This window comes from Bacteroides sp. AM23-12, from assembly GCF_003434395.1.
GTDB classification, from domain to species: domain Bacteria; phylum Bacteroidota; class Bacteroidia; order Bacteroidales; family Bacteroidaceae; genus Bacteroides; species Bacteroides thetaiotaomicron.
Window position 1 is genome coordinate 37,665 of sequence record NZ_QTLF01000007.1, and the last position, 12,306, is coordinate 49,970.

Consider the following 12,306-nt stretch of genomic DNA (forward strand, 5'->3'; position numbering starts at 1 on the left):
ATCCATGAAATTTAAAAGTTGAATGATAAGGCTAATTCTTTTTCTAACATGAAGTGTTTTACTTCATCGAGAGTAGGAATAGACGGTTGGGCACCAGAACGTGTAACAGCGATAGCTGCCGCGGCATTCGCAAAACTCAATGCATCTCGGTCTATTTCCCTTTGGGCACAAATTACAGCCAATGCACCACAGAACGTGTCACCTGCTGCAATAGTATCAATCGCATTTACTTTGTATCCGGGAAGCTGAATGATTTCTTTGTCGTTTTTCATATATACACCTTGACTTCCTAATGTGATCACAGCATTGCGTGCACCTGCCTGTAATAAGCTTAGAGCGATTTCTTCAAGATTATTTCCTGTATATTCAATTCCTGAGATGAAGGCTGCTTCCAGTTCATTGACGACTAGTATATCAATGGCTTTCATCAGCTCCTCATCAATCAGGCAGGCGGGTGCGGGATTAAACAATACCTTTTTACCTTTTTGTTTAGCCAGAAGAGCTATTCTTTTAATCGTTTCGTAAGGAATCTCGGCTTGCATAACTATGATATCTGCTTCGTCAATTACCTTTGAAAAATGAATAATTGAACCGGGTAATAAAGAATAGTTAGCTCCGGGAGCTACTGCTATGCAGTTTTCACCACTGTCGGCAACAAAAATGAGTGCAGTCCCTGTGGGCTGATTAACATCATCTATGATATAATCAGTAGTGATACCTTCTTTCTTAAAGTGTTTTTTTAGAATTTCTGCATACATATCATTTCCCAAAGAGGTAATGAACGTTACAGATCCCCCGAGTCTTGCTGCTGCTACAGCCTGATTGGCGCCTTTCCCCCCGAGGGATTGCATGAAACTGGCATCTCCGACTGTTTCGCCAGGCGCCGGGAGATGGTTGACTTGTGCAACCATGTCGATGTTTGAACTTCCAATAACTACTACTTTCATTTGAACAGATTTATGTGTTTAACCTAGGTCTTATCTCGTTTATAGCACAACTTCTCTTTTATAAGGAATCGCACTCTGTGCACCGATTCGCGTGACTGCTATAGCTGCCGCCGCATTGGCAAATTTCACAGATTTAGCGAGTGAATGCCCTTCAGACAGGCAGACGCTGAATGCTCCGCAAAATACATCTCCGGCACCTGTTGTGTCAATCGTCTCTACTTCCTTTGCGGGAATCATGGTATATTCATCTTTCTCTTTTACGTAAGCCCCGTCTTTACCTAAAGTAATGACAACATTCTCTATACCTTTCTCTCCGATAGCCTGAGCGGCACGATGAGCGCTTTCTATATTCATCACTTTGATTCCGGATAACATTTCCGCTTCAATGCGGTTGGGGAGTATGGTGTGCACGTTCATTAAGAATGAGTTGCTCAGGCTGGACGCGGGAGCCGGATTGAGGATTACCTTTTTCCCATATTTGCAAGCAATAGTAGCTGCATATTCCACTGTGTCTATGGGAATCTCAAGTTGCATGAGAATAATATCAGCTTCCTTGATTTTTTCTTCGGCTTTATTGATATCCTCAATAGAAAGCGAACGGCTTGCTCCCGGTGCTACGATAATGCTATTTTCACCGAAAGAATCTACGGAGATAAGTGCAACTCCGGACGGACTTTTCTGGTCGGTAAATATATATTCCGTATTAATTTTCTCTGATCTGTATATTTCCAATGCTTGCAGGCCGAACAAATCATATCCGATTTTGGATATGAAGGTGACTTCAGCTCCCAGTCGGGCGGCTGCAATCGCCTGATTAGCTCCTTTGCCACCGGGATTCATGTAGAAGGTTCCGCCTAGTATGGTTTCTCCGGGAACAGGTAGTCTGTTGGCTTTCACGACCATATCGGTATTGCAACTACCGATGACTACAATTTTGGGTCTATGAATTGATATAGTTTCCATAGTATTAAAAATTAAGACTATGCAAATGAAAGCAATAATCATGCATAGTTTTCTACATTAATAATTGGTTTATATAATCTCAAAAATGATATCTTATATTGGATTTTCCTTGTATAGAGGAGAGAATATAGAGGTAATGTGAAGCGAATTTATATAATTACAAAGAGAAAATGGAGATTTGAAAAGAGTGTTTTTATCGTCTGAAATACGAATCAGACACCTTACTCTTTAACATTCTTTTGCGCTAGCACGTGCTCTGAGGACTTCAGACAGTTTTTCTTTCCGAATTTTGGATTCCATCCACGCCGTAAAGTCAAAGAGGCGTAAAAGCTGACTTTCATATTTATTATTATATAATTCATGAATCTCAGGAGACAACTTTTCCCAAAATGCTTCTCTGTCTTTTTTCAGGATGGGAATATTTCTTTTATTCAGAAACCATAAAATGATACGTTCTGTTTTAAAAGTCTGCTCTTTGGGCGAAGATAGACTTCGGGTGATGGAACGGGATTCATACTGGATTAGCTCATGCTCCTGCACTTCATAAAAGACGATGAGGCGGACCAGACGAATAGTTCTCATTAAAGGCAGATACTTTATGTTATGGTCTATGATAGCGTTGCTGATATACTTTTTAGCAGTTTTATATTCTTGGTTACCAATGTGTACGAGTGTGGTGTAAAGCAATAATTCACTTTTTCGAATAGGGCCTAACCAGGCTTCTTTATCATAAAGTATTTCCTGGTAGTCTGCCATAAGTTGGGTACATTTCGAAAAATCTCCTTTATCCAGATAGGGAAATAGTTCGTATTGGAAGAGAAGGCAAGTTGCATTTACTTTAAATTCGAGCGAAGTGCTGTCTGATATAAGCTTTCTTAATTTATCAAGGAAGTAGGGGATTTCGTCATAGTTGCTCACAGACCGCAGGCTACCGAGTACTCCTTCGAGTACAGATAAATAGTATATAGGAGGATTTGACCAGAACTGCTGATTCTGCTCAAATAATGAGTCTAGTTCTTTGTATGAATTTAAGGCAGCTCTGTAATCGCCTGCTCCCATCAGGTAATTAGCCTGAAAAAGTTTATGGTTTCGTGTTAATTCAAAATTACCTTCGGAGTCTGAAGAAGCGGCTATATAAAGTTCGTTGACCATAAGGTCATTCATATCCTGTTTTTGCTTTACTGTTCTGATGGAGCCAATATGAGATAAACGATATTTCAATAAGTTGTGTAATGAAGATTGCTCTGTGATTTTCCGAATCTTTTTCAAAGCTTCATTTTGGATGAAGTGTTTGTGAAAAAGCTCCTGTTCTGTCATGTTGGGAAAGTTCAGACGGAGCAGATATTCCAGTTCCAGCTTCAAAGCTATCGTCAGAATTTCGTTGTTCTCATAGAATTGTGCTTGTTCTATTGTATTGGATAGTATTTCGAAACACTCTTCAAACAGAGAACGTTCATAAAGCATTCGGGCTTTGCACAAATTATTCAGCAGATCGTAATAGATATCTTTCTTTTTACGCAGGGTGAGTAACGTATCCGTCAGCTTTTCATATAAGTATTGAATGGATACTTCAAATGAGCCATTGGGCTTGCGTCTGTAAAATTCCTCTTTTACAGTATTTCCATTCGGTTGTTTACTCTTTATGATAATATCATAAATCACCAGATAGTCTTTTTCCTCCTTGTCCTTGATAACCTGTAGGGAGAAGTGCTTCTTTTCTGATTTAGATAACGAGTATATCAGGGATATAACGGAATCTACTCTTTTCATAGGGAACTCTTTGCATTAGTATTAGATTGCAATATTCGGGAATTTTTATGTAAAAAGCAAATCTGGCATTCTGTCACTTTGTGTTTTCTGTAGCTCTTTGTTGCGTATATTTGTGGGAAGAGGCCGGGCCTGTTCTGAAAATTGCAGGGAATTCTCATTTCCTCAGATCAGAAAAATATATTATAATGTGATTGAATGTTTTTCTGCCTTGAAAATTGAATGTTTGATAGTCTATCTGAAAATAATACTCATTTTGGATGGTTTTTCATAAGAAAAGCTATACCTTCGATGTACTTTTTAATAATAAAGATGAAATGTTGGATTTAAAGCAACTTACAGTTGAAGTATGCCGCATAGCTACCGAAGCTGGGCATTTTCTGAAAGAAGAGCGGAAAAACTTCCGTCGTGAGCGTGTTATGGAAAAACATGCGCATGATTATGTGTCGTATGTGGATAAAGAGTCTGAAGTACGGTTGGTAAAAGCGCTTTCTGCCTTGTTGCCCGAAGCAGGATTTATTACGGAAGAAGGCTCTGCTACTTATCAGGACGAACCTTACTGCTGGGTCATTGATCCGTTGGACGGAACTACGAATTATATTCATGATGAGGCTCCTTATTGTGTATGCATCGCTCTGCGCAGTCGTACCGAATTGCTTTTGGGAGTTGTGTATGAAGTCTGCCGGAATGAATGTTTCTATGCCTGGAAAGGAGGAAAGGCTTTCATGAATGGTGAGGAAATTCATGTTTCGGATGTCCGGGATATCAAGAATGCATTTGTGTTTACTGAATTACCTTATAATTATGATCAGTATAAACCGACGGCTCTCCATCTGATTGATAACCTTTATGGAGCCGTGGGAGGCATTCGCATGAACGGTTCGGCTGCGGCTGCAATCTGTTATATAGCTAATGGTCGTTTTGATGCATGGGCCGAAGCGTTTATCGGTAAGTGGGATTATTCGGCGGCTGCCCTGATTGTGTTGGAAGCAGGCGGTCGCGTGACTAATTTCTATGGTGACGACCATTTTATAGAAGGTCATCATATTATTGCAACCAATGGATACCTGCATCCTTTATTTTTGAAACTCTTAGCAGAAGTTCCTCCGTTGGATATGTAAGACTGCTGCGATTGTATAAATAGCTACTACTATGAAACACACATTACTTATAAAAGATTGGCTTTATTCTTTTTTGTCCCTTTGGTTTCCCCGTTGCTGCGTCGTTTGTGGCGGATCGTTGGCTAAAGGAGAAGAGTGTATTTGCACCATGTGCAATATAAACTTGCCTCGTACCGATTATCATCTTCGGAAAGACAATCCGGTAGAAAAACTCTTTTGGGGTAAGTTTCCTCTGGAACGTGCCACTTCTTTTTTCTTTTATCGCAAAGGAAGTGATTTTCGGCAAGTTCTCCACCAACTCAAATATGGAGGACAAAAAGAAATTGGTGCTATTATGGGACGATATATGGCATCCGAATTGCAGGCTTCCGACTTCTTTCATGGAGTTGATGTAATCATTCCCATCCCTTTGCATAAGAAGAAACAGCAGATACGTGGCTACAATCAAAGTGAATGGATATCGCGCGGGATTATGGCCGTAACAGGTATTCCGGTGGATACCGAAGCAATCATACGCCGGAAGAATACGGAAACGCAAACACAAAAGTCAGCTTTAGAACGTTGGGAGAATGTAGATGGAATCTTCGAATTGCATCGTTCGGAGTATTTGGCAGGAAAGCATATATTAATAGTAGATGATGTGTTGACGACTGGAGCAACTACCGTAGCGTGCGCTTCTCGGCTGGCAGAGATTGAAGGAGTACGGATTAGTGTGTTGACGTTGGCTATGGCAGAATAGGGTAGCTTGTCGTCTTCCCGAAGACTCTCTTTAATATATAAACTATAATGAATGCCAATGCTTACATTATGTTGTTGCTGTTCTACAAATAAGTACTTTCTCTTCATAAATTAATTCGTCCGCCTATGGGCAAACGCAACGTTGCCTATAGGCAAACTTTCGTCCGGCTATAGGCGGACGAAAGAATGCCTATAGCCGGACGAATTAATTCATGTACCCAAAGAACTTACTTTATTCAGATGGAAAGTTTATTGTTAACCTTTGAATCTTTAAAGTTTTATAGACCATCAAAAGACAAGAATGTTTTTGTGAATAAAAGAAGGGGATGAGAGTTTCGGTTTTCGGACTGACCCTCTATTTTCGAAGCAGGGGGGAGAAGAGCAGAAACAAAAAAGAGGTCTATCTTTCGATACACCTCTTTTTGCTCTTCCTCTTGGACTTGAACCAAGGACCCTCTGATTAACAGTCAGATGCTCTAACCGACTGAGCTAAGGAAGAATGTTGCAATCAAGAATTTCAGTTTTGCTCTTCCTCTTGGACTTGAACCAAGGACCCTCTGATTAACAGTCAGATGCTCTAACCGACTGAGCTAAGGAAGAATGTTTTTCTCAATTGCGATGCAAAAGTAGTAGGTTTTTTTGAAATATGCAATATCTTTGCAAAAAAAATATTGAGAATGGACAAAATAATAGGATTGGGCAACGCCCTGATAGACGTACTTGCAACCCTGAAAGACGATACACTCTTGGATGAACTGGAATTACCCAAGGGAAGCATGCAACTCATCGATGACGCTAAGTTACAGCAGATTAACACAAAATTTTCACAAATGAAAACGCATCTGGCAACAGGCGGATCGGCAGGAAATGCCATACTTGGACTCGCTTGTCTGGGTGCCGGAACAGGTTTTATCGGAAAAGTAGGAAATGATCATTATGGCGATTTTTTTCGGAAAAATCTGCAGAAAAATAATATTGAAGACAATTTATTGACCTCCGAACATCTTCCTTCGGGAGTGGCATCCGCTTTTATTTCTCCAGATGGAGAGCGTACTTTTGGTACCTATCTGGGAGCAGCTGCTTCTTTGAAAGCCGAAGATCTGACATTGGAGATGTTCAAAGGATATGCATACCTATTTATAGAAGGATACCTTGTTCAGGATCACGAAATGATTCTTCATGCCATTGAACTGGCTAAAGAGGCCGGTCTGCAGATCTGTCTCGACATGGCAAGTTATAATATCGTGGAGAATGACCTGGAATTTTTCTCCTTATTAATAAATAAGTATGTGGATATCGTTTTTGCAAACGAGGAAGAAGCGAAAGCATTTACCGGCGAAGAACCAGAGGAAGCTCTGAGAGTGATAGCCAAGAAATGCAGCATTGCTATTGTGAAAGTTGGAGCAAACGGATCTTATATCCGTAAAGGTACGGAAGAAATTAAAGTGTCGGCTATTCCTGTAGAAAAAGTTCTGGATACCACCGGCGCAGGCGATTATTTCGCTGCCGGATTTCTGTATGGTCTGACGTGCGGATACTCGCTCGAAAAATGTGCAAAAATTGGTTCTATTCTCTCGGGAAATGTTATTCAGGTGATTGGAACAACAATCTCTCCGGAGCGCTGGGATGAAATTAAGTTAAATATTAACAAGGTTCTGGCGGAATAACCAAGGTTTGAGTTACTTTTACGTCTCATTTTAATGAAAGATATATGAAAAAATTGCTGAATAGGCGGATAGCTCTTGTTTTGGTGGCTGTAATAGCTACTGTAGCTTTCTTTAGTTTTAAGAGTGGAGACGACCGCAATTTCCAGATTGCCAAGAATCTGGATACATTTAATGCGATTGTGAAAGAACTGGATATGTTCTACGTGGATACCATTGATCCGAACAAGACCATTCGCGAAGGAATCGACAATATGCTTTTCTCGCTGGATCCTTATACAGAATATTACCCGGAGGAAGATCAAAGCGAACTGGAACAGATGGTGAAAGGAAGCTTTGGAGGTATCGGTTCTCTTATTACCTATAATACGAAGTTGAAACGTTCCATGATTGCCGAACCGTTCGAAGGAACTCCGGCGGCCAAAGCGGGACTGAAGGCGGGAGATATCCTGATGGAAATAGACGGAAAAGATCTGGCAGGAAAGAATAATTCGGAAGTCAGCCAGATGTTGCGCGGACAGGCGGGTACGAGCTTTAAACTGAAAGTGGAGCGTCCTAATGAGAAAGGCGGACAAACCCCGATGGAGTTTACTATCGTACGTGAATCTATTCAGACCCCTGCCATCCCATATGCTACCGTGATGGATAATAAGGTGGGATATATCAGCCTGAGCACATTCTCCGGCAACCCTTCCAAGGATTTCAAAAAAGCATTGCTGGATCTGAAGAAACAGGGAGCTACTTCTTTGGTCATCGACCTCCGTAATAACGGTGGCGGTCTGTTGGATGAAGCAGTGGAAATAGCCAATTACTTCCTGCCCCGTGGAAAAGTAATCGTAACAACCAAGGGAAAGACGAAACAGGCAAGCAACACATACAAGACTTTGCGTGAACCGCTGGATCTGGATATTCCGATTGCCGTATTGGTAAACAGTGGTACGGCTTCTGCTTCAGAAATCCTGTCGGGCTCATTGCAAGACCTTGATCGTGCCATTATTGTTGGTAACCGTACATTTGGAAAGGGACTTGTACAAGTTCCCCGTTCTTTACCTTATGGAGGAATGATGAAAGTGACTACTTCCAAATATTATATCCCAAGCGGACGTTGTGTGCAGGCGATCGACTATAAGCACCGGAACGAAGATGGAAGTGTGGGAACGATCCCCGACAGTCTGACTAACGTATTCTATACTGCTGCCGGACGTGAAGTACGTGACGGAGGTGGTGTTATGCCTGATATTACTGTCAAGCAGGAAAAACTGCCGAATATCTTGTTCTATCTGGTACGTGATAATCTGATTTTTGACTATGCGACTCAATACTGCTTGAAGCATCCTACTGTGGCTGCTCCTGAAAAGTTTGTAGTGACGGATGCTGACTACAATGATTTCAAGGAATTGGTGAAGAAGGCCGATTTTAAATATGACCAGCAAAGTGAGAAGATTCTGAAAACACTGAAAGAGGCTGCTGAGTTCGAGGGCTATATGACAGATGCTGCCGAAGAGTTCAAGGCACTGGAAAAGAAGTTGAATCATAATCTCGACCGTGACCTGGATTATTTCTCTAAGGATATAAAGAGAATGATTGCTAATGAAATTATCAAGCGTTATTATTTCCAGAGAGGTGGTATTATCGAGCAGCTGAAGGATGATGATGATTTGCAGGAAGCAATAAAGGTATTGAATGATCCTGCGAAGTATAAGGAAATGCTAAGTGCAAAAGTACAGAAGGAAGAAAAGAAGTAACAGCTATCTTCATAAATACAAAAGCGGTGGACATTGTAAAGATGTCCACCGCTTTTGTATATGACGCATATAATTTACCGGTTGGCTAGCGGAAGTGTGAAATAAAAGGTGGTACCTTCGTCTTCTTTTGAGCATACCCGGATGTGACCACCCATTTTTTCCACCAGCATCTTACAGAGGGTGAGCCCCAGTCCGGTGCCTTGAACGAAGTCGTCTACTTTGCCGAAACGCTGAAAAATGCTAGCGGCTCTTTCGGCAGGAATACCGATGCCGGTATCTCTCACATAGAACTCTACAAAATTCTCTTTATTGAGAAATCCGAAATGAATCTCTCCTTGCGAGGTAAACTTTACGGCATTGCTGAGCAGGTTGCTTACGATTTGTATCGTCCGGTTCCAGTCTGCGAAAACAAATGTATTGGCGTCTCCATTATCCAGAATCAGCTTTGCGCCAGCCTGCGTTTTGTGACAATACTGCTGTTCTAATTGCAGGCAGATATCCAGTATTTTGACCGGCTGAATGTTGAATTTAAGAGAGCCGGCTTCCAGGCTGGATAAATCGAGAATATCATTGAAAAGATTCAGCAGCATATCAGAATTTCTTTCAATGATTTCGGCATACTGATTCTTCTCGTTTTCATTATTTGTGCTGGATATCAGTTTGGAGAATCCCACAATCGCATTAAGCGGGGTACGGATTTCGTGGCTCATGTTTGCCAGGAAAGCCGATTTTAACCGGTCCGCTTCTTCGGCTTTGATACGGGCTGCATCCAGTGCTTTCTCTGTTTTCTTAATTTCGGTGATATCCCAGGAGATACCGATAATATAAGGATGTTCGTCACTGGATGGGACGAGGCGCTTCATGGTAGTTATCGTGCGGATTTCTCCGGAAGCAGCCATATATTCCTCGAAATAGTCCAGTTTTCCTTCTTTTAGCACTCTGATATCGTCAAGGCGGAATTTCTCCATATCCTCCGTCCGTTTGAAGATCTCGAAATCATTTCTGCCGATAGCTTTCTCGATGGGGATGCCGGAGTAATCGGCAAAAGTCTTATTCCAGTATAAGTATCTGAAATCATTTCCGGAGTCTTTGACGAATAGATATACAGGAACATTATTCACTATGGCTTCCATCAATGAATTGAGCCGCATAATTTCATTTTGTTGTTCGGCATTGGTCTGCTCTGTTTCCCAAAGTTGCGAAACATCCCGACACATACATAGCAGGTATTCTTTGTCGAGCAGGGAAAGCCAGTGTTCGTAATGATGCGGTACACCGTCCATCATTAAGTCATGCCTGGCGATGGCGCTCTTTCCGGAACGGAAAACTTGCTCCATATTCTTGCGTATGTTCTTGTACGCATCTTCCGGAAGAATATCTTTTATGTTGGATTGGGTAATGCTGTCTGCTGTAGTACCTTCTACGTGATTGGTTGACGGGGAGGAAACCAGTTCCACGATATTGGCATCGCGGTCGAGCACGGTAAGCATATCGGGCAGATTATCTAATATCCGATTGGAATACCTGTCGCGAAAGCGTTCTTTTCTGCCGGAGACTGATTCGGAGGAAAGCTGCTCTACTTCTTTTTCGAGATTTTGTATAATTTCTAACAGCTCCGCTTTTGTTTTGTTGTTGTAATCCTCCATAGAAGATGAATAATAACTATTTTATTGTTGTAGAAAATGCATTTTTATGTTGCAAATATAGAATAAAAATTCAAGAAACAGGCGAACTCCCAAGTTATTATAATATAAAAAAGAAGGATAGCTTTTGCCCTACTAATCAGAATGTTCTATCTTTGCACCAATTACATTTTAAATGATTTACAATATGTCTACAGAATTATTCTCTACTCTGCCTTATAAAGTGGCAGATATTACACTTGCTGATTTCGGACGCAAGGAAATCGATTTGGCAGAAAAAGAAATGCCCGGCCTGATGGCTCTACGCGAAAAGTATGGAGAATCCAAACCGTTAAAAGGTGCCCGTATCATGGGATCATTACATATGACCATCCAGACCGCCGTACTGATTGAAACACTGGTTGCATTGGGAGCTGAAGTCCGCTGGTGTTCTTGTAATATATATTCAACGCAGGATCATGCTGCTGCTGCGATTGCTGCTTCCGGTGTTGCGGTATTTGCATGGAAAGGCGAGAATCTTGCCGACTACTGGTGGTGCACATTGCAGGCATTGAACTTCCCCGGCGGAAAAGGTCCGAACGTGATTGTAGACGATGGTGGTGACGCTACCATGATGATTCATGTCGGTTATGATGCTGAGAATGATGCTGCCGTATTGGACAAGGAAGTGCATGCGGAAGATGAAATCGAACTGAATGCCATTCTGAAAAAAGTATTGGCTGAGGATAAGACCCGCTGGCATCGTGTGGCTGAAGAAATGCGCGGTGTATCGGAAGAGACAACGACTGGTGTACACCGTTTGTATCAGATGCAGGAAGAAGGCAAATTGCTGTTCCCGGCATTTAATGTGAACGATTCGGTTACCAAGTCTAAGTTTGATAATCTCTACGGATGTCGTGAGTCACTGGCTGACGGTATCAAGAGAGCGACCGATGTGATGATTGCCGGTAAGGTAGTGGTTGTATGTGGTTACGGTGATGTGGGCAAGGGATGTTCGCATTCAATGCGCTCTTATGGTGCACGTGTGCTTGTGACGGAAGTCGATCCGATTTGTGCATTACAGGCTGCAATGGAAGGTTTCGAAGTCGTAACGATGGAAGATGCCTGCGCCGAAGGTAATATCTTCGTGACTACTACGGGTAATATCGATATTATTCGTATTGACCACATGGAGAAAATGAAAGATCAGGCGATCGTATGTAACATCGGACACTTCGATAATGAAATCCAGGTGGATGCGTTGAAACATTATCCGGGCATCAAATGTGTAAACATCAAGCCGCAGGTAGACCGCTATTATTTCCCGGATGGTCACAGCATTCTTTTGCTGGCTGACGGTCGTCTGGTGAATTTGGGATGTGCGACAGGCCATCCGTCATTCGTGATGAGTAACTCATTTACCAATCAGACGCTGGCCCAGATCGAGTTGTTCAACAAGAAATACGAAGTAAATGTATACCGCTTGCCGAAGCACCTGGATGAAGAAGTGGCTCGCCTGCATCTCGAAAAGATCGGGGTGAAACTGACGAAGCTGACTCCGGAACAGGCCGCTTATATCGGTGTATCGGTAGACGGACCTTATAAGGCTGAACATTATAGATACTAATTTAATTGACAATTGACAGTTGACAAATGACAATGAACAGCTATATGGAACGAGTGATCTGCCGGGCTGTTATTGTTGACCATCAATTGTCAATTGTCAATTGTCAATTGTC

Annotated in this window: 9 protein-coding genes and 2 tRNA genes; 5 read left to right on the plus strand and 6 right to left on the minus strand. The window is 41.9% G+C overall.

Features of this window, described 5'->3' with window-relative positions; translation table 11 throughout:
* Positions 1-11: 11 nt before the first annotated feature.
* From rbsK (DW640_RS09055) to DW640_RS09065, 3 genes are all read right to left on the minus strand, one after another.
* A complete protein-coding gene (gene rbsK / locus DW640_RS09055) occupies positions 12-947 on the minus strand; it encodes a ribokinase (protein WP_011108490.1) in 936 nt (311 codons plus the stop codon).
* 39 nt (positions 948-986) lie between these two features.
* Positions 987-1,910 (minus strand): ribokinase, encoded by a 924-nt coding sequence (gene rbsK, locus DW640_RS09060; protein WP_008761960.1) that lies wholly within the window; start codon positions 1,908-1,910, stop codon positions 987-989.
* A gap of 228 nt (positions 1,911-2,138) precedes the next feature.
* Complete coding sequence (locus tag DW640_RS09065) at positions 2,139-3,680, minus strand: hypothetical protein (RefSeq protein ID WP_008761961.1); 1,542 nt, start codon at positions 3,678-3,680, stop codon at positions 2,139-2,141.
* A 314-nt stretch (positions 3,681-3,994) separates the two neighbouring features.
* Here DW640_RS09065 and DW640_RS09070 point away from each other — a divergent pair, with 314 nt between their 5' ends.
* Positions 3,995-4,798, plus strand: a complete 804-nt coding sequence (locus DW640_RS09070; RefSeq protein WP_011108488.1) for an inositol monophosphatase family protein — start codon at positions 3,995-3,997, stop codon at positions 4,796-4,798.
* Between the two features lie 31 nt (positions 4,799-4,829).
* Positions 4,830-5,537 (plus strand): ComF family protein, encoded by a 708-nt coding sequence (locus tag DW640_RS09075; protein WP_011108487.1) that lies wholly within the window; start codon positions 4,830-4,832, stop codon positions 5,535-5,537.
* A 424-nt stretch (positions 5,538-5,961) separates the two neighbouring features.
* Here DW640_RS09075 and DW640_RS09080 read toward each other — a convergent pair.
* Positions 5,962-6,035, minus strand: a tRNA-Asn gene (locus DW640_RS09080).
* A 27-nt stretch (positions 6,036-6,062) separates the two neighbouring features.
* Positions 6,063-6,136, minus strand: a tRNA-Asn gene (locus DW640_RS09085).
* 77 nt (positions 6,137-6,213) lie between these two features.
* On the opposite strand from DW640_RS09085, the gene DW640_RS09090 reads away from it, so the two are divergent.
* Together DW640_RS09090 and DW640_RS09095 are read left to right on the plus strand one after the other, a co-directional pair.
* The gene (locus DW640_RS09090) at positions 6,214-7,203 is read left to right on the plus strand and encodes an adenosine kinase (RefSeq protein ID WP_117577878.1); all 990 of its coding nucleotides are present in this window, start codon (positions 6,214-6,216) and stop codon (positions 7,201-7,203) included.
* Positions 7,204-7,247: 44 nt separating this feature from the next.
* Entirely contained in the window at positions 7,248-8,945 is a 1,698-nt protein-coding gene (locus DW640_RS09095; RefSeq protein WP_117577880.1) for a S41 family peptidase, read from the plus strand.
* 74 nt (positions 8,946-9,019) lie between these two features.
* Here the strand turns inward: DW640_RS09095 and DW640_RS09100 are convergent, their stop codons facing one another.
* Positions 9,020-10,591: a PAS domain-containing sensor histidine kinase gene (locus DW640_RS09100; protein WP_117577882.1), complete on the minus strand. Its 1,572-nt coding sequence runs from the start codon at positions 10,589-10,591 to the stop codon at positions 9,020-9,022.
* 184 nt (positions 10,592-10,775) lie between these two features.
* Here DW640_RS09100 and ahcY point away from each other — a divergent pair, with 184 nt between their 5' ends.
* On the plus strand, positions 10,776-12,194 hold the full coding sequence (ahcY, locus tag DW640_RS09105; RefSeq protein WP_008765354.1) for an adenosylhomocysteinase: 1,419 nt from the start codon (positions 10,776-10,778) through the stop codon (positions 12,192-12,194).
* Positions 12,195-12,306 lie beyond the last annotated feature (112 nt).

Coding starts and splice junctions, on each gene's coding strand:
- DW640_RS09095 (WP_117577880.1), top strand. CDS start 7,248: ATGAAAAAATTGCTGAATAGGCGGATAGCTCTTGTTTTGGTGGCTGTA.
- DW640_RS09090 (WP_117577878.1), top strand. CDS start 6,214: ATGGACAAAATAATAGGATTGGGCAACGCCCTGATAGACGTACTTGCA.
- DW640_RS09100 (WP_117577882.1), bottom strand. CDS start 10,591: ATGGAGGATTACAACAACAAAACAAAAGCGGAGCTGTTAGAAATTATA.
- rbsK (WP_011108490.1), bottom strand. CDS start 947: ATGAAAGTAGTAGTTATTGGAAGTTCAAACATCGACATGGTTGCACAA.
- DW640_RS09070 (WP_011108488.1), top strand. CDS start 3,995: ATGTTGGATTTAAAGCAACTTACAGTTGAAGTATGCCGCATAGCTACC.
- DW640_RS09065 (WP_008761961.1), bottom strand. CDS start 3,680: ATGAAAAGAGTAGATTCCGTTATATCCCTGATATACTCGTTATCTAAA.
- ahcY (WP_008765354.1), top strand. CDS start 10,776: ATGTCTACAGAATTATTCTCTACTCTGCCTTATAAAGTGGCAGATATT.
- rbsK (WP_008761960.1), bottom strand. CDS start 1,910: ATGGAAACTATATCAATTCATAGACCCAAAATTGTAGTCATCGGTAGT.
- DW640_RS09075 (WP_011108487.1), top strand. CDS start 4,830: ATGAAACACACATTACTTATAAAAGATTGGCTTTATTCTTTTTTGTCC.